This window comes from Ideonella flava, assembly GCF_051857595.1.
Classification (GTDB): Bacteria; Pseudomonadota; Gammaproteobacteria; order Burkholderiales; family Burkholderiaceae_C; genus Ideonella.
The window spans coordinates 478820-499514 of the sequence record NZ_JBPZHD010000004.1 but is presented as its reverse complement, the minus strand read 5'-3'; the positions used below and the strand labels follow the sequence as shown (position 1 = coordinate 499514).

The following is a 20695-nucleotide window of genomic DNA, read 5'->3' as shown; positions in this document are numbered from 1 at the left end:
AATCGGCGGATGAAGATCGCCGCCCTGCAGATGGTCTCCACGCCCGACGTGGCCCGCAACCTGGCCGACGCCGGCCGACTCGTCGCCCAGGCCGCCGAGGCCGGCGCCAGGCTCGTGGCGCTGCCCGAGTACTTCTGCCTCATGGGCCAGCGCGACGACGACAAGCTCGCCATCGCCGAGGCCGACGGCGACGGGCCCATCCAATCCTTCCTGGCCGACACCGCGCGCCGCCACGGCGTGTGGCTCGTCGGCGGGACGCTGCCCATCCTGGCGCAGGCGAAGGACCGCGTGCGCAACGCCTGCTGCGTGTACGGCCCGCAGGGCACGCGCGTGGCCCGCTACGACAAGATCCACCTCTTCGCCTTCGACAACGGCCGCGAGCATTACGACGAGGGCCGCGTGCTGGAGGCGGGCAGCGAGCCGGTGGCCTTCGATGCCGAAGGCATGCGCGTGGGCCTGTCGATCTGCTATGACCTGCGCTTCCCGGAGCTGTACCGCGCCCTGATGCAGCCGGCGTGCGACCTGCTCGTGGTGCCGGCCGCCTTCACCTACACCACCGGTCAGGCCCACTGGGAGCTGCTGCTGCGCGCCCGCGCGGTCGAGAACCAGTGCCATGTGCTCGCCAGCGCGCAGGGCGGCCTGCACGAGAACGGTCGCCGGACCTGGGGCCACAGCATGGTCATCGACCCCTGGGGCGAAGTGCTCGCCGAGCAGGCCGAAGGCGAGGGCATGGCGATTGCCGATGCGGCCCTGCAGCGGCGCGACGCGGTGCGGGAGCAATTGCCGGCGCTGGCCCACCGGCGCCTCTAGCGCAAACATTCAGCAACGCGCCGCGGCCTAGACTCGCGGCCCGCCCAACCTCCAAGAGGCATCCCATGCGAAAGCGCTCGCGCTCATGGCTCCTCCATCTGCCGGCAGCGGCGCTTGCATTGGCCGGCATCGGCCTGGCGTTCAGCCTGGCAGCGAGTGAACGCAACCCGGTGTCGACGACGCTGGCGGCACGGGCCGACGCCGGCGACAGCGGCCGCGTGATCGTGCGCTACAAGGCGGACTCGTCGCTGCTGAAGGCCCACGCCGCCCAGGCCGCCGGGGCCGCGCCCCGCTTCGCCCAGGCCCTGGCCGCGCGCCATGGCCTCGCGCTCACCGACGGGCGGATGCTCGCGGAGCGCACCCAGCTCATCCGCGGCCGTGGCATAGGCTCGGCCGCGTTGGCGGCCAGGCTCGCGGCCGACGAGGATGTCGAATGGGCAGCAGTCGACGGCCGCCGGCATGCCCTCGCGGCACCCAACGACCCGCTGTACGCGGCGACGACCAGCCGCACGCCCCAAAGCGGCCAGTGGTACCTGCGGGCCAACGGTTCGACGGTGAAGGCCTCCATCAACGTGGAGCCTGCCTGGTCGAAGGCAACCGGTTCGGGAGTGGTCGTCGCGGTGCTGGACACCGGCATCACCAATCACCAGGACCTGAACAGCAAGCTCGTCGCGGGCTACGACTTCGTCGGCTATGCCGGCTACGACGTGGCGACAGCCAACGACGGTGATCTCGACGACGCCGACCCGCACGATCCGGGCGACTGGATCACGCAGGCGGAGAGCGACAGCGACACGTTCCAGGATTGCGAGGTGCGCGATTCCAGCTGGCACGGAACCCAGGTCAGCGGGATCGTGGCCGCGGCCACCGGCAATGGCATCGGCATGGCAGGCATCGCGCGCGATGCCCAGATCCTGCCGGTGCGCGTGCTCGGCAAGTGCGGCGGCTTCGACTCGGACATCATCGCCGGCATGTACTGGGCGGCCGGCCTGAGCACCGACGGCAGCCTGCCAGTCAATGCCCATCCGGCCCAGGTGCTGAACATGAGCCTGGGCTCGGCCGACACCTGCACCGCGGCGTACACGGCCGCGCTGCAGGATTTGACCGCCGCCGGCGTGGTCGTCGTGGCTGCGGCCGGCAACGATGGCCTGGCGGTGGGCACCCCGGCCAATTGTCCCGGTGTCGTCGCCGTCGCCGGCCTGCGGCACGTCGGCACCAAGGTGGGCTTCTCCGACCTGGGCCCGGAAGTGGCTGTCAGCGCCCCTGGGGGGAACTGCGTCAACGAGACGGGCACGTGCCTTTACCCGCTGCTGTCCGCGACCAACCCGGGAACGACTTCGCCCACGACCTCGCAATCGACCTACACCGACGGCGACAACCGCGTGACGCTGGGCACGAGCTTCTCTTCGCCCATCGTGGCGGGCACCGTGGCATTGATGCTCTCCGCCAACCCCAGCCTGACGCCGGCCCAGGTGACCAGCGCCCTGAAGACCAGCGCCCGGCGCTTCCCGACCACCGGCGGCGACAGCGGCGCCGCCACCTGCCACGCACCGAGCGACACCGCCCAGGACAGCGAGTGCTACTGCACCACGGGCACCTGCGGCGCAGGCATGACCGACGCCCCGGGCGCCGTCAATCGCGCGCTCAGCGGCCCGTTCCCGGTGGTCACGCCCTCGCTGCGCACGCCCGTGGCAGGCGCCAGCGTGACGCTGAACGCCTCGGGCACCACCGTCCTGTCCGGGCGCAGCCTCGCCAGCTACCAGTGGACGATCAGCCAGGGCAGCGGCCTGGCCAGTTTCACCAGCGCCACCAACGCCAGCACGGCCACCCTCCAGACCAGCGGGGCGGGTACGGTCGAGGTCACCTTGACGGTGACCGACAGCGCGGGGGCCAGCGCCTCGCTGCGCCAGCCGCTCGAGGTGTCGGCGGCCGCGCTCACGCCGGCCATCAGCGCCACACCCACCGAGCCGGAGGCCGGCGACAGCGTGAGCCTGAGCGCTGCAGGGTCGGTCGCCGGCAGCGGCCGCACCATCGTCGCCTACGCCTGGTCGGTGACCAGCGGCAGCAACGTCGCCTCCTTCAGCGGCGCGACCGATGGCCCGTCGGCCACGCTGGTAACCCAGGCCGCCGGCAGCGTGACGGTGCAACTCACCATCACGGACAACACCGGCCAGCAGGCGAGCACCAGCCGCACGCTCGCGGTCAGCGCCGCGCCTTCCGGTGACGGCGGTGGCGGCGGGGGGGCGACATCGCCCTGGTGGGCGGCCGGCCTGCTGCTGTTGGTGCTTGCCCTGCCGCGGCGCGCGTCGCGGCGCTGAAGCCATCGCGCGTCGGGTGATGCGGCCGGGACTGCCGATCATCACAAACCGAGGTAACGATCGACCGGGCCGCGACGCGGCCCGTTATCGTCCTGACTTGTCGTCGTTGCCTCCCTCGCCTTGCCTCGCTGTCTGATGCGCCGGGTCTTCCGCTTCCTGTGGCTCATGGTCCTGCTGGGCTGTGTCCGCACGGCCCTGGCGGCCGAAGCCGCCGGGGCGCCGGTCGGCGGCCTGATCGTCCGCTTGAAGGACGCGCCTTCGCATGTCGACCTGCGCCGCCACGCCTGGGGCGAGCCGCAGGACGCGGCAGAGCGCACCGCCCGCGCGGCCCACGCCCGCCGCTGGGCGGCGCTGCTGTCGGACACCGGCCTGGGCTGGCTGCCCGGCATGAGGCTCGAGCCGGTCGGGCGGGCCTCGCTGCGCTTGCGTCCTTCCCGGGCCTGGACGCCTGCCGAGGCCGCTCGCTGGCAGCGTCGGCTGGCCGCGCGACCGGAGGTCGCCTGGGTCGTGCCCGACGTGCTCGAGTCCCGCCAGGCGCTGCCGCCGAACGATCCCCTGTACCCGGGCGCGGAGGGCCAGTGGTGGCTGCATCCCGTCTCGGGAACGAACGGCAATGCGCCCGAGGCCCGCTTGCGCGGCGTGCCCGGGCTGCGCTCCGCGTGGTCGACGACGACGGGGCGCGCGGAGACAGTGGTGGCCGTCCTGGATTCCGGCTGGACCGTCCATCCGGACCTCGATACGGCCCGCCTGCTGCCGGGCTACGACATGGTCTCGGACTGGGATGCCGCGACGGGGCGGGGCCGCGCGAACGATGGCGATGGCCGCGACGCCGATGCGCACGACCCCGGCGACTGGGTCAGCGCCGCGGACCGCAGCGCCGATCCGGCGCGCTACGCCCACTGCGAAGAGGAGCCCAGCAGCTGGCACGGCACGGCCGTGACCGGCCTTGTCGCCGCCCACAGCGACAACGGCCTGGGCGTCGCCGGGATCGACTGGGCGGCGCGAGTGCTGCCGGTGCGCGTGGCCGGCAAGTGCGGCGCAACGGTACGCGACATCGTCGATGGCATGCGCTGGGCCGCCGGCCTGGCGGTGTGCAGGCAGTACGCCGACACCCTGGATCCGGACCAGGGCTGCGCCGAATGGGCGCCCCTCAACCCGCACCCGGCCCGCATCGTCAACCTCAGCTACGGTGGCGAGGCCGACTGCAACGCCGAGTACCAGGACGCCATCGAGGAGCTGAGGGCGCGGGGCATCGTCGTCGTGGCCGCCGGCGGCAACACCCACGCCGCCCCGACGCGGCCGGCCAACTGCCAGCACGTGGTCGGCGTGGCGGCCTTGAACCGCGACGGCTTCAAGACCCACTATTCGGCCTTCGGCCCGGTGCTGCGCATCGCCACCGTCGGCGGCGACGATCCCGCCGCCCACTGGGGCACCTTCCTCGCCGACAGCGGCCTGCTGGGGCTGGACAATTTCGGCGCCGATGGCCCCGGTACGCCCGGCTACGCCCCGCGCTTCGGCACCAGCTTCGCGACGCCGGTGGTCAGCGGCACGCTGGCGCTGATGCTGGCCTTGGACCCCGACTTGAGCGCCGAGCAGCTCGTCGAAGGCCTGACGGCCTCGGCCCGGCCGCATGTACGCGCCCCGCTGATGGGCGACTGCGGCCCGGCGCGGCCCGGACGATGCGCCTGCACCACCAGGACTTGCGGCGCCGGCATCCTCGATGCGCCGCAGGCGCTTGCGTATGCCCAGGCGCTGGCTTCAGGGCAGTCCTACCAGCGGCCGAACTGGCCCGTCGAGATCATCGACACGCCCGAGCTGCGGGCCGCCGTGGCCACGGGCCCGGATCGCGATCCGCTCGCCGAAGAAGATCACGACACCGGGAGCTCGGGCGGCGGGGCCCTCGGGATGTGGCCGATCGCCGTTCTGGCCCTCGCCGTGCTGGCGCTGGTGCCCGCGCCGCAACCGCTCAGGGCGCGCAGGCCTGCCAGCGGGTCGCGGCGTCCTGCCCGCTGAGCGCCACCAGGCGCTCGGCCACCGCCGGCGCGACCCGATCGACCCGCAGGCGGTGTTCGGCCCCGGGCGACGCCAGCTGAAGCACGCGGGCCGTGCGCACTCCCCTGGCCTGCAGGCGCTCGAGCCGGCCCTGGGCTTCGGCCTGCGTGCCGAATTCGCCGAGCGCCAGGCCCGGCGCCAGCTCCCCGGGTGACTTCAGTTCGGTGGCCACCAGTCCCAGGCGCTGCAGCTCCTCGGTCTTTTTCAGCAGCGTGTCACGCTCGGGGTAGCGGCCCATGTAGACGATCCAGCGGCCGGGCAGGTCGCGGCGCATGTCGACCCAGCCTCCCGCCGGCACGCCGGCCTGGCCGAGATCACGCAAGGCGGTGCCGGCAGCGACTTCACTCATCGGCCCGGCCTCCAGGCACAGCGCCGTGGTGCTGGCCGGGACCAACCCAGCGGCGGCCTGGGGGCCGGCCGTGGACCCCACGGCGACCGGCCTGGAGCCGGGCTTCAGCAACTGGATGGCCTCCGGGTGGATCTGCCGTTGCAAGCGCTCCGGCTCCCGGCCCGGTTCACTGGCAGGAAGTCCCATCACCTGCGCGACCGGGGTGTGGTGCCAGGCCCAGAACAGCAGATTGGCCGCCAGCAGCGCGGCGACCAGCAGGCGCAGCATCGGCGCGGCGGCGCGTGCTCAGGCGCGCGGCTCGGCCGCCGGGGCCGGGCGCACGCTGACTTCGCCGCTCACGATGCGATGGACCGTGCCCGCCTCGTCCCGCACCTGCAGCGCGCCATCGGCATCGACACCGACCGCCTCGCCGCGGGGGCAGGCCGCGTCAGTCGTCACCACCGGGCCACCGCGCAGGAGATCGCGTTGGGCGTAGGCGGCCTCGAAGGCAGCGAAGCCCTCGCGCTCGAAGCTCAGCAGCGCCCGCGCCAGCGGCGGCATCAGGCGGCCCAGGGCCCCCTGCGGCGTCAGATCGGCCTCGATCTCGGACAGGCTCGCCGCCATTTCGGCCAGATGCACGGGCTGGACGTTCAGGCCAACGCCGATCACCGCCATGCGATGGTCGCCGATGCCCATGGCCTCGATCAGGATGCCGCCGAGCTTGCGGCCCGGCCCTTCACCTTCGCCCCGCGGCAGGAGCCAGAGGTCGTTGGGCCACTTCAGTCCGATGGACGATCCCTGGGGATCGAACGCATCCGCGATGGCCACGCCCACGGCCAGCGACAGGCCGGACCAGTCAGCGCGCTCGAGCGGCATGCTCAGCGAGAAGGTCAGCGACGCGCCAGCGCTGGATTGCCAGTTGCGGCCGAGACGGCCCCGGCCTTGCGTCTGGTCGATCGCCACCAGCAGCGTGGGACGAAGGTCATCGGCGCGCAGACCGCGGCCATGCGAATCGCGTGCACCGCGGGAGGCTTCGCGCAGCCTGTCCACCAAGGCGACGTTGGTCGAGGGCAGGCGGTCGACGACTTCGATGGACAGTCCGGCGAGCAGCGGGCTCAGCTGCTCCCACAGGGCCTGGGTGCCCCAGCTGCCGTGGTGTCCGCCGTGCTCGGGCGAGCCGGCCTGGCGGTCGGCGAAGGGGTGGGCGCTGCTGTCCATGGATCGCCTCTTGTCCTTCGTTGGATTCAGCCTTCGCGGGCGCGCCGCGCAGCCGAGGTCGTGCCGCGCTTGGGCAGCAGCAGCGTGCCGCGGCAGTTCTCGGCCCCGCAACGGCATTCGAATCGCTTCTTCAGCGACGGTGTCATCCGTTCGTCGATCGACAGGCGGTAGTCGTAGAACAGCTCTTCGCCCGGCTCGATCGGACGCAGCGCCTTGATGAAGACCCGGCCCTCTTCCTCATCGGCCTCGCAATTGGGTTCGCAGGCGTGGTTGATCCAGCGTGCTGCATTGCCGCCGTACAGTGCGTCGATGACCTTCTCGCCATCGTCCAGCTGGAAGTAGAAGGTGTGGTCGGGCTGGCTCGGGTCGTGCGGATGGCGATCCAGCGCCTCTTCCCAGCTGATCACCTCCCCGGTGTATTCGATCAGCGTCTCGCCCGGCTCGATCGGCCGCAACGCGAAGACGCCCTTGCCGTGCACGCCGCTGCGTCGGACCTGGATCCGGCGGCCGGCCGCAGGGCTGGATGGGCGTTTCGAAGGGCGCACTTGCTTGACCGACTTCATTGGGTACATTGAATTGTGTGGGCGCGTGTGCACGCCTACGTACGGATGCGTGCGCGTACATGCGTACGCGTGAGGGCAAATTGTAGGCACGGACCCGAAGCTCTCGTGTCCTCATGGCAAAGAAATGAGCAAATCACTGATCATCGCGGAGAAGCCCAGCGTCGCCCAGGACATCGTCCGCGCGCTGACGCCCGTGGCCGGCAAGTTCGAGAAGGCCGCCGACCATTTCGAGAACGAGCGCTACGTCGTGACCTCGGCCGTCGGCCACCTGGTCGAGATCACGGCGCCCGAGGAGTACGACGTCAAGCGAGGCAAGTGGAGCTTCGCGAACCTGCCCGTCGTCCCGCCGCACTTCGACCTGGCGCCTATCGACAAGGCCAAGAGCCGGCTGTCGGCCGTCGTCAAGCTGGTCAAGCGCAAGGACGTGACCGAGCTGATCAACGCTTGCGACGCGGGGCGCGAAGGCGAGCTCATCTTCCGTCTCATCGTGCAATACGCGGGCGGCGCCAAGGGCAAGATCGAGAAACCGATCCAGCGGCTGTGGCTGCAGAGCATGACGCCGCAGGCCATCCGCGACGGCTTCGCGGCGCTGCGCACCGACGAGCAGATGCATGGCCTGGCAGACGCCGCCCGCAGCCGTTCCGAGGCCGACTGGCTGGTCGGCATCAACGGCACGCGGGCCATGACGGCCTTCAACTCGCGCGACGGCGGCTTCTTCCTCACCACGGTCGGCCGGGTGCAGACGCCGACGCTGTCGATCGTGGTCGAGCGGGAAGAAAAGATCCGCAAGCACATCCCTCGCGACTACTGGGAGATCAAGGCCGCCTTCGCAGCCGCTGCCGGCGAGTACGAGGGCAAGTGGTTCGATCCGAAGTTCAAGAAGAGCGACGACGCCGACCGCCGCGCCGACCGCCTGTGGACGGAGCCCGAGGCCAAGGCCATCGCCGACGCGGTGCGCGGCCAGGCCGGCACCGTGAGCGAAGAGGCCAAGCCGAGCACCCAGGCCAGTCCGGGCCTGTATGACCTGACCACCCTGCAACGCGAGGCGAACTCCCGCTTCGGCTACTCCGCCAAGACCACGCTGTCGCTGGCGCAGGCGCTGTACGAGAAGCACAAGGTGCTGACCTATCCCCGGACCGACTCCCGCCACCTGCCCGAGGACTACCTCAGCGTGGTGAAGGAGACGGTCCAGATGCTGGCCCACGAAGACCTGCCGGGGCCGCTGGGCGCGCTGAACCAGCACGCCGCCAAGGCGATGAAGGAGGGCTACGTCAAGCCCAGCAAGCGCATCTTCGACAACGCCAAGGTCTCGGACCACTTCGCCATCATCCCGACGCTGCAGCCGCCCAGGTCCCTGAGCGAAGCCGAGGCCAAGCTCTACGACATGGTGGTCAAGCGCTTCCTCGCGGTCTTCTACCCCTCGGCGGAATACATGGTCACCACCCGCATCACCCGGGTGAAGGAGCACCACTTCCAGACCAACGGCAAGGTCCTGGTCAACCCCGGCTGGCTGGCGGTCTACGGCAAGGAGGCGCAGGACGAGGATGCCAATCTGGTGCCGGTGCAGCCCAACGAGACGGTCGCCAACGAGGGCGTCAACATCGTCGCCCTGGCCACGCGGCCGCCGGCGCGCTACACCGAGGCGACGCTGCTGTCGGCCATGGAAGGCGCGGGCAAGCTGATCGACGACGACGAGCTGCGCGAAGCCATGGCCGAGAAGGGCCTGGGCACGCCGGCCACGCGAGCGCAGGTGATCGAAGGCCTCATCCTCGAGAAGTACATGCTGCGCGAAGGCCGCGAACTGATCCCGACCGCCAAGGCCTTCCAGCTGATGACGCTGCTGCGCGGCCTCGGCGTGGAGGACCTGACCAAGCCCGAGCTGACCGGCAACTGGGAATACCAGCTGGCCGAGATCGAGCACGGGCGCCTGCCGCGATCTGCGTTCATGAAGGACATCGCCAAGATGGCCGAACGCATCGTCAAGAAGGCCAAGGAGTACGACCGCGACACCATCCCGGGCGACTACGCGACGCTGAAGGCACCCTGCCCGCACTGCGGCGGCGTGGTGAAGGAGAACTACCGCCGCTTCACCTGCGAGGCGTGCGAATTCTCCATCACCAAGATCCCGGGCGGACGCAGCTTCGAGCTGGCCGAGGTCGAGCGCTTCCTGGTCGACAAGAAGATCGGGCCGCTGGAGGGCTTCCGCTCCAAGGCGGGCTGGCCCTTCACCGCCGAGCTCAAGCTCGTCTTCGACGAAGAGATCAAGAACTGGAAGCTGGAGTTCGACTTCGGCGATGACGACAAGGCCAAGGACGACGGCGAGCCGGTGGACTTCTCCGGCCAGCACAGCCTGGGCCCCTGCCCCAAGTGCCAGGGCCATGTCTACGAGCACGGCAGCAACTACGTCTGCGAGCACTCGGTGGGCGCACACGTCACCTGCGACTTCAAGACCGGCAAGATCATCCTGACCCAGCCGGTTTCGCACGAGCAACTCCACAAGCTGCTGACCACCGGCAAGACCGACCTGCTGGAGAACTTCGTCTCCAACAAGACCAAGCGCAAGTTCAAGGCCTTCCTGGCCTACGACAAGAAGGAAGGCAAGGTCAGCTTCGAGTTCGAGCCGCGGGCGGCGAAGGTGCCGGCGAAGAAGGCGGCTGCGAAGAAGACCGCGGCCTGACCGCGCGATGCAACGCACGAGGCCGGCCCGAGCGACCTCGTAGCGAGCCTGCAATCCCCCGCCGACGTAAAGCGGCCCCTTGAGCGCGGCTCGAGCGCTGGCGCGTGACGTTGTTCACCGCCAGTGCTTCCGGCCCCCCAGACACGCCTATTTACAATATGCGGCGCCGGTGATCCTGCCGGTAAGAAGTACCCGACATGGGAGGGTGAAATGATGCTGAAGCGACTGTTGTCGTGGGTGTTCGTCTGCGCGACGCTGACGGCCACCACCGGCTGCGCCGTCAACCGCGCCACGGCGAACGTGATGCCGGACGCTGACCTGAGCAAGGTCAAGTCCGTCTACGTCGTGAAGGCGCCGGAGGACGAGCGTGGTATCGACGAACTGATCAAGAAGAACCTGGCCAAGCGCGGCTATCAGGTCCAGGGCGGGCCCGAGCAGAAGCCGCCGTACATGACCGACGCGGTCGTGACCTACGTCGACAAGTGGATGTGGGACATCACCATGTACATGATCGAGCTGACGATCACGGTGCGCAACCCGGCCAGTTTCCCGATGGCCACCGGCAACTCGCTGCACACCTCGCTCACCCGCAAGTCGCCCGAGGAAATGGTCGACGAAGTGCTGACCAACATTCAAAACGCCAAGAAGTGAACCCCATGTCCATCCTGAACACCGTTTCTCACCGCGCCCTGGCCTGTCTCCTGCTGACGGGCGCCGCGCTGCTCGGCGGATGTGCCGTTGCCCCGTCCAGCCCCTCGGCCATGACGCCTGAGACCATCGCCACCGCGAAGCAGTCGCCCAAGACCGTGTCGGTGGCAGCGACCGGCGGCAAGGGCGTGGCGACCGACGCCGCGATGGCCGATGCTGTCGCGGCCTCCATCGAGAAGGCCAAGACCTTCTCGAAGGTGATCAAGGGAGCGGGAGCGGACTATCAGCTGACCGTCACGCTGATGTCGCTGGACATGCCGAGCTTCGGCATGTCGTTCACTTGCAAGACCGAGATGGCCTGGTCGCTCAAGCGCGCCGACGGCAGCGCAGCCTGGCAGGAGGTCATCAAGAGCGAAGGCACGGCAGGCGCCGGCGAAGCCTTCGTGGGTTCGGAGCGCGCCAAGATGGCCATCGAGCGATCGATCCGCGAAAACATCGCGCAGGGCCTGTCGAAGATCTCGAACCAGAACCTGTGAAGCCGGCGCCCCATCGGGCGTGAATCATGAAGAACGGGCGCCCATGGCGCCCGTTTTACTTCTGGCGTGGCGACCTCAGTCGGCCAGCGGCGCGTCGCTGCCCGTCAGCAGCGGGATGCTGCCGTCCGACGCCGCGCCCAGCAACCCGGTACGGGTGTAGATGCCGAGCTTCTGGCGCGTGTCGGTGATGTCGAGGTTGCGCATCGTCAGCTGGCCGATGCGGTCGGCCGGCGTAAAGGGCGCGTCCTCGACCTTTTCCATCGACAGCCGCTCGGGCGCGTAGGTGAGGTTGGGGCTCACCGTGTTCATGATGGAGTAATCGTTGCCGCGGCGCAGCTCGAGCGTCACCTCGCCGGTGATGGCGCGCGCCACCCAGCGTTGCGCCGTCTCGCGCAGCATCAGGCACTGCGGGTCGAACCAGCGGCCCTGGTAGAGCAGGCGGCCGAGCTTGCGGCCGTTCATGCGGTACTGCTCTATCGTGTCCTCGTTGTGGATGCCCGTGACCAGGCGCTCGTAGGCGATGTGCAGCAGCGCCATGCCCGGGGCCTCGTAGATGCCGCGGCTCTTGGCCTCGATGATGCGGTTCTCGATCTGGTCGCACATGCCCAGGCCGTGGCGGCCGCCGATGCGGTTGGCCTCCTCGAACAGGGCCACCGCGCTGCCGAAGCGCTGGCCGTTCAGCGCCACCGGCTGGCCTTCCTCGAAGGCGACAGTCACCGTCTCCGCGGCGACCTTGACATCCTCACGCCAGAAGGCCACGCCCATGATCGGATTGACGATGTGCATGCCGGCGCTGAGGAACTCCAAGTCCTTGGCCTCGTGGGTGGCGCCCAGCATGTTGGAGTCGGTCGAGTAGGCCTTCTCGACGCTCATCTTGTAGTCGAAGCCGTTGGCGATGAGGTATTCGCTCATCTCCTTGCGGCCGCCCAGCTCGTCGATGAAGCGCTGGTCCAGCCAGGGCTTGTAGATGCGCAGCGCCGGGTTGGCCAGCAGGCCGTAGCGGTAGAAGCGCTCGATGTCGTTGCCCTTGAAGGTCGAGCCGTCGCCCCAGATGTTGACGCCATCCTCGCGCATGGCCACCACCAGCGCGGTGCCGGTGACGGCACGGCCGAGCGGGGTGGTGTTGAAGTAGGTCGCGCCGCCGGTGGAGATGTGGAAGGCGCCCGACTGGATGGCGGCGATGCCCTCGGCCACCAGTTGCGCGCGGCAGTCGACCAGGCGCGCGATCTCGGCGCCGTAGGCCTTGGCCTTGCGCGGGATCTCGTCGTAGTCGGATTCGTCCGGCTGGCCGAGGTGGGCCGTGTAGGCGCACGGGACGGCGCCCTTGGCACGCATCCAGTGGACGGCGGCGCTGGTGTCCAGGCCGCCGGAAAACGCGATGCCGACGCGTTCGCCGGCGGGGAGTTGTTGCAGGATCGTGGCGGCCACAGGGTTCTCCGGAAAACCCGGATTTTAGGAGCCCTCCCGGGCCCGGCCGCCCCGGATCAGAAGCGCCAGGCGAAGCCCAGGCCGCCGTGGCTGCCGTCGACCTCGCCGCCGACCAGGTAGTTGCTCTTGTAGGTCTCGTCGACGTAGCGCAGGAACACGCTGCCGTGCTGGCCGAACTGGTATTCGCCCTGCAGGACGAAGCCGACGCTGGTGCGCATGTTGAAGTCGCTGGCGTAGTCGTTCAGCACGCCCGAGACCTCGAACCGGGAGCTGGTCGCCTTGCGCAGGCCGCCGCCGAGGCGCCAGTGGTCGTTCACGTTCCAGAAGCCCAGGACCTCGACCGGAATGCGCGAGAAGCTGACCGAGCCGTTGCTCGCCGAGGCGCGGTCGAAGTGGTAGCCGACGGTGGCCTGCAGGGTCCATGCGGACCCCGGCTCGGTGTATTCGACACCCCCGAACACGTGCATCAGGCCGCCGCTCGAGATCTTGCGGTGGGCACCGCCGGTGTACTCGACGTCGATCAGCGTTTCACCGCCCCCGGTGAAGTCGGCGCCGAGCACGGGGCGCAGGCCCTCCGCGGCAAAAGTCGGCGTGGCGACGGCCAGTGCCAGCGCAGCGCCGGCCAACAGGGTCTTGGTGTTCATGGATCTCATCCCTCGAATCGAATGGTTGCCGGCCCTCGGCCGGGCGAGCGCGCGATCTTATGCAGCCCCGGTCCAGGCGCGACGCGCTGTTGGGCTGCAGCAACGCCGACTCTCAGCAATCCATTCAACCCTCGGCGGGCGGCGGTGCCTCGATGAGCTTCACCAACGTGTGCAACATCCGGTTGGCGGGCGTGGCCACGCCCAGGCGCTCGCCCTGCGCCACCACGAAGCCGTTCAGGTGGTCGATCTCACTGGGCTTTCCGCGCATCAGGTCCTGCGCCGTCGACGAGAACTGGCCGGGCATGGTCGCCGCGATGCGCTCGACCGCCGGCCAGGGATCCTGCAGCGAGACGCCGGCGGCCCGCGCGACGGCGACGCATTCGGCCACCACGTCCCGCATCACCTGCTCGACGCCAGCCCCGCGCGCCAGTCGGCCGTAAGGCAGGCGGGCGATGGCCGACAGCGCGTTGTAGGCGCAGTTGAGCACCAGCTTGCTCCACAGCGCGGCCGCCACGTCGTCTTCGAGCTGGACGGGCACGCCGGCCGCCGCGAACAGGCCCTGCACGGCCGCCGGGGCGACGCAGGCTTCAGCCTTCCAGCGCGCCAGGACGAGCTCGCCCCGCCCGTGGTGCCGGACGTGGTCGGGCGCCGCCATCTCGGCCGCCACGTAGACCACCGCCGGCGCCACCACCACACCCGCCGGCAAGCCCGCCGCCAGGCGCTCGGCGTTGTCCACGCCGTTTTGCAGGCTGAGCACCACGCTGCCGGCGCGCAGCACTGGCGCCAGCTGGGCTGCGGCCGTGCCGGTGTCGCCGGATTTCACGCAGCACAGCACCAGCTCGCACGCCGCCAGGGCAGCGGGATCATCGGTGGCGTCCACTGCGAACCGCTCATCGAATCCCTGCGCCTGCAGCCGCAATCCGCGCTCGCGCAGCAGCGCCACCTGCGCCGGCCTGCCGACGAAGCGCACGGGCACGCCGGCGCGTGCCAGCATCGCCCCGTAGTAGCCCCCCACGGCACCGGTTCCCAGCACACCCACTGTGAGTTTCATGGGCATGACCTTAGCAGGACGCGTACGCGGCCTGCTCACTTGGCGAAGCCTGCGGCTCGCGAAAAGCGGCATCATCGACGTCCTGCCTCCCGCCGCTGACCAGGAGTCCCGATGAAGAACAACAGCTTGCGCCTCGCCGCCTGCATCCTGCCGCTCGCCGCCCTGTGGGCGCCCGCGGCCTCGGCAGCCGGCTTCGAACTGTCCAGCCCGACGATCAAGCCGGGCAGCACGCTGGGCGATGCCCAGGTCTTCAACGACTTCGGATGCAAGGGCCAGAACATCTCGCCGGCGCTGCAGTGGAAGGGCGCCCCGGCCGGCACCAGGAGCTTTGCGGTCACCGTCTACGACCCGGACGCGCCCACCGGCTCCGGCTGGTGGCATTGGGTCGTCTACAACATCCCGGCCTCGGCCACCGGCCTGCCGGAGGGCGCCGGAGCCGTCGATGGCAAGGGGCTGCCCGCCGGCAGCATCCAGGGTCGCACCGATTTCGGCGCCCCCGGCTTCGGTGGCGCCTGCCCGCCGCTGGGCGACAAGCCGCACCGGTACATCTTCACCGTCCACGCGCTGAAGACCGACAAGCTCGACCTGCCGACCGACGCGACGGCCGCCATGGTCGGCTTCATGATCCACGGGAACCGGCTGGGCCAGGCCCAGTTCACCGCCAAGTACGGCCGCAAGTAGCCGGCCAGCCTCATGACGGGGGCGATCGCCACCAAGCTGCTGGCGATCATGCTGATCGTCGCCCTGGGCTATGCCGTCGGGCGGCTGCGATGGTTGGGGCCGCCTGAAGCGGAGCCGGCGCGCGTGCTGTCCAACGCCGCGTTCTACATCTTTGCGCCGGCGCTGTTCTTCCGGACCACGGCCCGGCTGGACATGGCCTCGCTGCCGTGGCCGATGATCGCGGCGTTCTTCGTGCCGGTGGTGGGCCTGATGCTCGTCAACTACGGCTGGCAACGCTGGCGGCGCGACGAGCGTGAGCTGCCGGTGGCGGCCCCGGCCGTGCGCGCGATCACGGTCGCCTTCGGCAACTCTGTGCAGATCGGCATCCCGCTGGCCGCCGGCATCTTTGGCGAGACGGGCCTCGGCCTGCACCTGGCGCTGGTCAGCGTGCATGCCCTGATCCTGCTGCTGGTGGCGACGACGCTGGTCGAACTCGACCTGGCTCATGCCCGCGCCGGCGGGGGCAGCGCCCATCTCGGGACGATGCTGCTGGGAACGCTGCGCAACACGGTCATCCATCCGGTGGTGCTGCCCGTGCTGGCCGGCATGGCCTGGCAGGCGACGGGCCAGGCGCTGCCCGGGCCGGTCGACGAGGTGCTGCAGGTCCTGGGCAGCGCGGTGGTGCCGCTTTGCCTGACGTTGATAGGCATGTCGCTGGCCTACATGGGGCTGCCTCGCTCACTGGGGGGTGCGCTCGGACTGACGCTGCTCAAGCTGTTGGTGCAGCCGGCACTGGTCTGGGGCGTGGCCGCCGGCGTGTTCGGGCTGGGCGGGTTGCCGCTGCAGGTGGTGGTGGTGCTCGCCGCGCTGCCCTCGGGCACCAATGCGCTGATGTTCGCCCAGCGCTACCGCGCGCTGGAGGCCGAGACCACCGCCGTCAACGTCATCTCGACCCTGGCCTTCGTCGCCACGGCGCCGGCCTGGCTGGCCTTGTTGGCCAGTTTCAACCGCTAACAACTTCCGGGCGGGTTCTCCCGCGCCCGGCGGGTCCCCGCGCCCCGGCCCGGCATGAAAGAATCCCGCCATCGTTGGCACCGAAAATGCGACCCGCGAGACGGTCGCCGAACGGCCGGATGACGTCCGGTGCCGGCCCCCGCGTGCTTCGCAGTACCTCCATGGACAGCCGACCCCTTTCGCAGGAGCCCTCCACCGCCGCCGCGCCCCGCTTCGATGTCTTCCTTCGCCTGCCGCGCGGCATGACTCCGGAGGAGGCGCAGCGCCGCGTCGTCGAGCTGGGCGGACTGACGCCGGCCCAGGGCGAACGCATTGCCATCGCCCTGCGGCAGGTGCCTGTGGTCCAGGTTCGGCGAGCCATCGACGAGACGCGCGCGCGCAAGACCGAGCACCAGCTGAGCCTGGCCGGTCTCAGGGTCGAGGTGAAGCGACTGCCCAGCACGGCGGCGCCCGCAGACGCAGGGGTCGCTGCGCCGATCGCGGCCGCCCACGCCACGCTGGTCTCCGACAACCCGGAAGACTTCGAATTCGACCTGCACTCGGCGGCCAATGACGACGACGACACCGTCTTCTCTCCGCTGACGACCCGCCCCGCCACCCGCCCGGGACCCTCCACCCTGCCCCCCGCGGAGATGCCTTCGGCGGCCGCCGGCCGGCCCGGCCGCCGCCTGCCCCGCGCGGCAGCGGCTGCGGCGCTGCTGGCAGTGGCGGTGGCGGCATTCTTCGGCGGCCGCCTTTCCCTGCCCTGGCTGGGCGCCAGCGAAGGCCAGCCGGCCGCCACGCGCTCGATCGACAAGGTCCTGACCGTCGTCGGCGCACCCCAGCCGCTGACGGAGGTCCCGGCCTCCGCGGCCTCGGCGGTCGCGCTGGGCGGGGCAGAAGACACCCGGGAAGGCGAGTCGCTGGTGCAACTGGCCAAGATCGAGCGCGCACAAGGGCGAGGCATGACCCTGGAGCAGGCCCTGGCCCAGGCCCAGCGGGGCAAGCCGGCCGGCCTGCTGCTGCCGGGCGACCAGCTGCCCGCCGGGCTGGCCCAGGCCGCGGCCGCGCCGACCTCCGCCGGCCCCGCCGCCACGCCCCAGGGCGCGCCCAGTGCCACGTTACCCCCCCTGCCAGCCGCCTTGCGCGCGACGCTGATGGCCGACCTGGCGGTGCAGCTGGCCGAGTTCGGCCAGTTCGGCCGGGCGCGCGAAGTGCTCGCCCGGCTCCGCTCGGATGCCCTGCTCAGCGGCGACCCGGCCGTCGGTGCCAGCACCCAGCGGGCCGAGGTGCTGCTCATGGCGTGGTCGCTGCGCGAAGCCAGCGGATCTTCGGTCGACCGGGGCATCGCGGGGCTGCGCAACCTGGTCCATGGCATCGAATCGCCGACCGCCCGTGGTGCGCTGATGGGACGCGTCGCCACCGTGCTGGCCCGACACGACAACGTGCCGGACGCCCTGGCGCTGGCTTGCCTGGCGGACGCCGGCGAAGCGCTCAAGAGCGTGTCCGACGGCGCCCAGCGCCAGGCCGCCATCGACGACTGGCTGGTGGACACGGGCGACCTGCTGATGTCGCAACTGGCGCGGCATGGCCGGCTCGGGCGCTGGCAGCAGGTCCAGTCCCTCGCCGGCCAGCTCGACACGCTCGCCGGCCAGGCGCGTGGCAGCCACGCCATCCTGCAGCTGCAGGCCCTGCGCGCCCGTGCACAGGACTTGATGGGCCAGCCGGCCAAGGGCGAGAAGCTGCTGGCCGACGCGCTGAAGGCCTGGGGCCAGCACGGCTCGCCCGCACGCCAGGCCGACGAGCTGCGCGAATTCGCGGCCCGCGCCGGCGAAATCGCCTCGCCGGAGCTGTTCCAGGTGACCGCGCAGCTGGCCACCGCCGCCGATTCGCTGCGCGGCGCGGAGCGGGCCCGCGCCCTGACCAGCCTGGCGCTGATGCAGGCCGAAGCCGGCGAGGCCGAGCGGTTCGAGGCCCTCAAGGCCATGCTTCGCCAGTCGCCCGATGCCGACCGGCCGGAGCAGACCGCCCTCGCGGCGCAACTGCTTGTCGGCGGCGAACTGGCTTCCGCGCGCGCCGAACAGCACGCCGGGGCCTTCGGCCTGGCGGAAGCGCGCGTGCGCAAAGTCGCGGCCTACCTCTTGTAGCGTCCCGTCGCAGCCCTGCGCAGCGGCGATCAGGGAAAATCGCGGCATGACCGCGCATGACATTCCCTCCTACATGGCACACCTGGGCGCCGCTGCCCGTGCAGCCAGCACCTCGATGGCCCGCGCCGGCACGCGCGAGAAGAACGCGGCGCTGACGGCGCTGGCCGCGCAATTGCGAGCCGCCGGCCCGCAGCTGGCCGAGGCGAACGCGAAGGACATCGCGGCGGCCGAAGCGCAGGGCCTGGCCGCTCCGATGGTCGACCGCCTGCGGCTGACCGACAAGGTCATCGCCACCGTCACCGAAGGCTGCGAGCAGCTCGCGGCCATGCCGGACCCGATCGGCGAGATCACCGGCGTCAAGCGCCGCCCCAGCGGCATCAGCGTCGGCCAGATGCGCGTGCCGCTTGGCGTGTTCGGCATGATTTACGAGAGCCGGCCCAACGTGACCATCGAGGCGGCCTCGCTGGCCATCAAGAGCGGCAACGCCTGCATCCTGCGCGGCGGCTCCGAGGCCCTGCACTCCAACCTGGCGCTCTGGCGGCTCGTGCAGGCCGCGCTGGAAGAAGCCGGCTTGCCGCGCGAGGCGGTCCAGCTCGTCGAGACCACCGACCGGGCCGCCGTGGGCCGGCTGATCGCGATGCCCGAGTCGGTCGACGTCATCATCCCGCGCGGCGGCAAGGGCCTGATCGAGCGCATCGCCGCCGAGGCGCGCGTGCCAGTGATCAAGCACCTGGATGGCAACTGCCACACCTATGTCGACGCCGAGGTCGACCTCGATCTCGCGCTGAAGGTCACCGACAACGCCAAGACCCAGAAGTACAGCCCCTGCAATGCCACCGAGTCGCTGCTGGTGCACGAACGCTCGGCGCAGGCGTTCCTGCCGCGCATCGGCGCGCTGTTCGCAGGCAAGGGCGTGGAGATGCGTTGCTGCCCAGCGGCACGCGCACTGCTCGCCGGCGTGCCGGGCGCAGTGGTGGTCGACGCCACTGAAGCCGACTGGTCGACCGAGTACCTGGCGCCCATCATCAGCATCAAGCTGGTCGGCTCGCTCGACGAGGCCATCGCCCACGTGAACCGCTTCGGCTCGCACCACACCGACGCCATCCTGACCACGAACCATCCGAACGCGATGCGCTTCCTGCGCGAGGTCGATTCGGCCAGCGTGATGGTCAATGCCAGCACCCGCTTCGCCGACGGCTTCGAGTACGGCCTGGGCGCCGAGATCGGGATCTCGACCGATAAGTTCCACGCCCGCGGGCCTGTCGGCCTGGAGGGACTGACCTCGCTGAAATGGATCGTCCTCGGCCAGGGCGAGGTTCGCCAGTGATCCGGCTGGCCAGCGAGGCGGACGCCGCGCCGATCGCGGCGATCTATGCGCCCTGCGTGCGTTCCACGCCGATCAGCTTCGAGGTCGTTCCGCCGTCTCCTGCCGAGATGGCGCAGCGCATCGTCAACACCCTGCCGCGCTATCCATGGCTGGTCGAAGAGCGCGACGGCGCGGTGGCCGGCTACGCCTACGCCGGGCCGTACGCCCAGCGCGTGTGCTATCGCTGGTCGGTCACGACCACGGTCTACGTACGAGACGACTACCGGGGCCAAGGCATAGGCCGGCGGCTGTACCGGGCCCTGCTGGCGCTGTTGGCCGAACAGGGTTTTCGCAGCGCCTACGCGGGGGTCACCTTGCCGAACGCCGGCAGCGTCGGGTTGCATGAGGCCATGGGCTTCACGCCGGTCGGCGTCTACCGTGACGCCGGCCACAAGCTCGGCCGCTGGCACGACGTCGCCTGGCTGCAGAGAGCTCTTCAGCCCGATGCGCCGCGGCAGGAGGACCACCCGGCCGAGCCGGTGGATGTGACGACCGTGCTCGCGGCCCGTGCGCCGCTGTGGAACGACCTGGATGACGAAGCCCACTGAAGCCACGCGCCGCGCGCTGGTCCTGTTTTCCGGCGGCCAGGATTCGACCGTCTGCCTGGCCTGGGCGCTGCAGCGCTTCGAGCGCGTCGAGACCATAGGCTTCGACTACGGCCAGCGACACCGCATCGAGCTCGAGTGCCGCGGCAACGTGCGGCGCGAGATCGCCGCGCAGTTCCCGCACTGGGCGCCGCGCCTGGGCGAAGACCATCTGCTCGACCTGTCGCTTCTGGCCCAGATCGGCGACAGCGCCCTGACCAGCGAGCGCGCGATAGAGCTCGACGCGAACGGGCTGCCCAACACCTTCGTTCCGGGGAGGAACCTCCTGTTCCTGACCTTCGCCGCCGCGCTGGCCTACCGGCGCGGGCTCGACGTGCTGGTCGGCGGCATGTGCGAGACGGACTATTCGGGCTACCCGGATTGCCGCGACAACACCCTGAAGGCGATGCAGCTGGCGCTGTCGCTCGGGCTGGACACGCCGATGACGGTGGAGACGCCGCTGATGTTCCTGACCAAGGCCGACACCTGGGCCCTGGCCGACACGCTGGGCGGCGCGCCGTTGAACGCGCTGGTGGCGGAGTACACGCACACCTGCTACCTCGGCGAGCGCGGCCAGCGGCACCCCTGGGGCTACGGCTGCGGACAGTGCCCGGCGTGCCAGTTGCGTGCGGCCGGCCATGCCGGCTGGCTCGCGCGGTCCCCGGGCTGAAT

18 protein-coding genes are annotated in these 20695 nt (G+C 70.4%); 12 read left to right on the top strand and 6 right to left on the bottom strand.

What is annotated here, in order from left to right; all coding sequences use genetic code 11:
• The first annotated feature begins 9 nt into the window (after positions 1-9).
• From ACS5PM_RS11410 to ACS5PM_RS11400, 3 genes are all read left to right on the top strand, one after another.
• Complete coding sequence (locus ACS5PM_RS11410; protein WP_439387738.1) at positions 10-810, top strand: carbon-nitrogen hydrolase family protein; 801 nt, start codon at positions 10-12, stop codon at positions 808-810.
• Between the two features lie 65 nt (positions 811-875).
• Positions 876-3128 carry a S8 family serine peptidase gene (locus tag ACS5PM_RS11405; RefSeq protein WP_439387737.1) on the top strand — a complete coding sequence of 751 codons (2253 nt, stop codon included), beginning with the start codon at positions 876-878 and terminating at the stop codon, positions 3126-3128.
• Between the two features lie 135 nt (positions 3129-3263).
• Positions 3264-5141: a S8 family peptidase gene (locus ACS5PM_RS11400; protein WP_439387736.1), complete on the top strand. Its 1878-nt coding sequence runs from the start codon at positions 3264-3266 to the stop codon at positions 5139-5141.
• On the opposite strand, the gene ACS5PM_RS11395 is transcribed toward ACS5PM_RS11400, so the two are convergent.
• The 3 genes from ACS5PM_RS11395 to ACS5PM_RS11385 are packed head-to-tail and all read right to left on the bottom strand — an operon-like array spanning position 5095 to position 7289.
• Entirely contained in the window at positions 5095-5796 is a 702-nt protein-coding gene (locus tag ACS5PM_RS11395) for an SPOR domain-containing protein (protein WP_439387735.1), read from the bottom strand. The two genes, ACS5PM_RS11400 and ACS5PM_RS11395, sit on opposite strands and share 47 nt — an antisense overlap.
• 18 nt (positions 5797-5814) lie before the next feature.
• Positions 5815-6726, bottom strand: coding sequence for a biotin--[acetyl-CoA-carboxylase] ligase (locus tag ACS5PM_RS11390; RefSeq protein ID WP_439387734.1), 912 nt, complete (start codon positions 6724-6726; stop codon positions 5815-5817).
• Positions 6727-6752: 26 nt separating this feature from the next.
• Positions 6753-7289: an SET domain-containing protein gene (locus ACS5PM_RS11385; RefSeq protein ID WP_439387733.1), complete on the bottom strand. Its 537-nt coding sequence runs from the start codon at positions 7287-7289 to the stop codon at positions 6753-6755.
• Positions 7290-7413: 124 nt separating this feature from the next.
• Here ACS5PM_RS11385 and ACS5PM_RS11380 point away from each other — a divergent pair, with 124 nt between their 5' ends.
• From ACS5PM_RS11380 to ACS5PM_RS11370, 3 genes are all read left to right on the top strand, one after another.
• Positions 7414-9966 carry a DNA topoisomerase III gene (locus tag ACS5PM_RS11380; protein WP_439387732.1) on the top strand — a complete coding sequence of 851 codons (2553 nt, stop codon included), beginning with the start codon at positions 7414-7416 and terminating at the stop codon, positions 9964-9966.
• A 210-nt stretch (positions 9967-10176) separates the two neighbouring features.
• A complete protein-coding gene (locus ACS5PM_RS11375) occupies positions 10177-10617 on the top strand; it encodes a hypothetical protein (RefSeq protein ID WP_439387731.1) in 441 nt (146 codons plus the stop codon).
• 5 nt (positions 10618-10622) lie between these two features.
• On the top strand, positions 10623-11150 hold the full coding sequence (locus tag ACS5PM_RS11370; RefSeq protein WP_439387730.1) for a hypothetical protein: 528 nt from the start codon (positions 10623-10625) through the stop codon (positions 11148-11150).
• Positions 11151-11225: 75 nt separating this feature from the next.
• Here the strand turns inward: ACS5PM_RS11370 and argG are convergent, their stop codons facing one another.
• The 3 genes from argG to ACS5PM_RS11355 all read right to left on the bottom strand — a co-directional run bounded on the left by argG (position 11226) and on the right by ACS5PM_RS11355 (position 14273).
• On the bottom strand, positions 11226-12578 hold the full coding sequence (gene argG, locus ACS5PM_RS11365; RefSeq protein WP_439387729.1) for an argininosuccinate synthase: 1353 nt from the start codon (positions 12576-12578) through the stop codon (positions 11226-11228).
• A gap of 56 nt (positions 12579-12634) precedes the next feature.
• The gene (locus tag ACS5PM_RS11360; RefSeq protein WP_439387728.1) at positions 12635-13222 is read right to left on the bottom strand and encodes a hypothetical protein; all 588 of its coding nucleotides are present in this window, start codon (positions 13220-13222) and stop codon (positions 12635-12637) included.
• A 124-nt stretch (positions 13223-13346) separates the two neighbouring features.
• The gene (locus ACS5PM_RS11355; protein ID WP_439387727.1) at positions 13347-14273 is read right to left on the bottom strand and encodes a ketopantoate reductase family protein; all 927 of its coding nucleotides are present in this window, start codon (positions 14271-14273) and stop codon (positions 13347-13349) included.
• Positions 14274-14384: 111 nt separating this feature from the next.
• Between ACS5PM_RS11355 and ACS5PM_RS11350 the strand changes: the two genes are divergently transcribed.
• The 6 genes from ACS5PM_RS11350 to queC all read left to right on the top strand — a co-directional run bounded on the left by ACS5PM_RS11350 (position 14385) and on the right by queC (position 20693).
• Positions 14385-14954 carry a YbhB/YbcL family Raf kinase inhibitor-like protein gene (locus ACS5PM_RS11350; protein WP_439387726.1) on the top strand — a complete coding sequence of 190 codons (570 nt, stop codon included), beginning with the start codon at positions 14385-14387 and terminating at the stop codon, positions 14952-14954.
• Between the two features lie 12 nt (positions 14955-14966).
• Positions 14967-15947 carry an AEC family transporter gene (locus ACS5PM_RS11345; protein ID WP_439387725.1) on the top strand — a complete coding sequence of 327 codons (981 nt, stop codon included), beginning with the start codon at positions 14967-14969 and terminating at the stop codon, positions 15945-15947.
• A gap of 161 nt (positions 15948-16108) precedes the next feature.
• Positions 16109-18073 carry a hypothetical protein gene (locus ACS5PM_RS11340; RefSeq protein WP_439387724.1) on the top strand — a complete coding sequence of 655 codons (1965 nt, stop codon included), beginning with the start codon at positions 16109-16111 and terminating at the stop codon, positions 18071-18073.
• A 46-nt stretch (positions 18074-18119) separates the two neighbouring features.
• On the top strand, positions 18120-19400 hold the full coding sequence (locus tag ACS5PM_RS11335) for a glutamate-5-semialdehyde dehydrogenase (RefSeq protein WP_439387723.1): 1281 nt from the start codon (positions 18120-18122) through the stop codon (positions 19398-19400).
• The gene (locus tag ACS5PM_RS11330; RefSeq protein ID WP_439387722.1) at positions 19397-19987 is read left to right on the top strand and encodes an arsinothricin resistance N-acetyltransferase ArsN1 family B; all 591 of its coding nucleotides are present in this window, start codon (positions 19397-19399) and stop codon (positions 19985-19987) included. Before ACS5PM_RS11335 ends, ACS5PM_RS11330 begins: the two co-directional genes overlap by 4 nt.
• Positions 19971-20693, top strand: coding sequence for a 7-cyano-7-deazaguanine synthase QueC (gene queC, locus ACS5PM_RS11325; protein ID WP_439387721.1), 723 nt, complete (start codon positions 19971-19973; stop codon positions 20691-20693). The genes ACS5PM_RS11330 and queC overlap by 17 nt, the downstream gene beginning before the upstream one ends.
• The last annotated feature ends 2 nt before the right edge of the window (positions 20694-20695 follow it).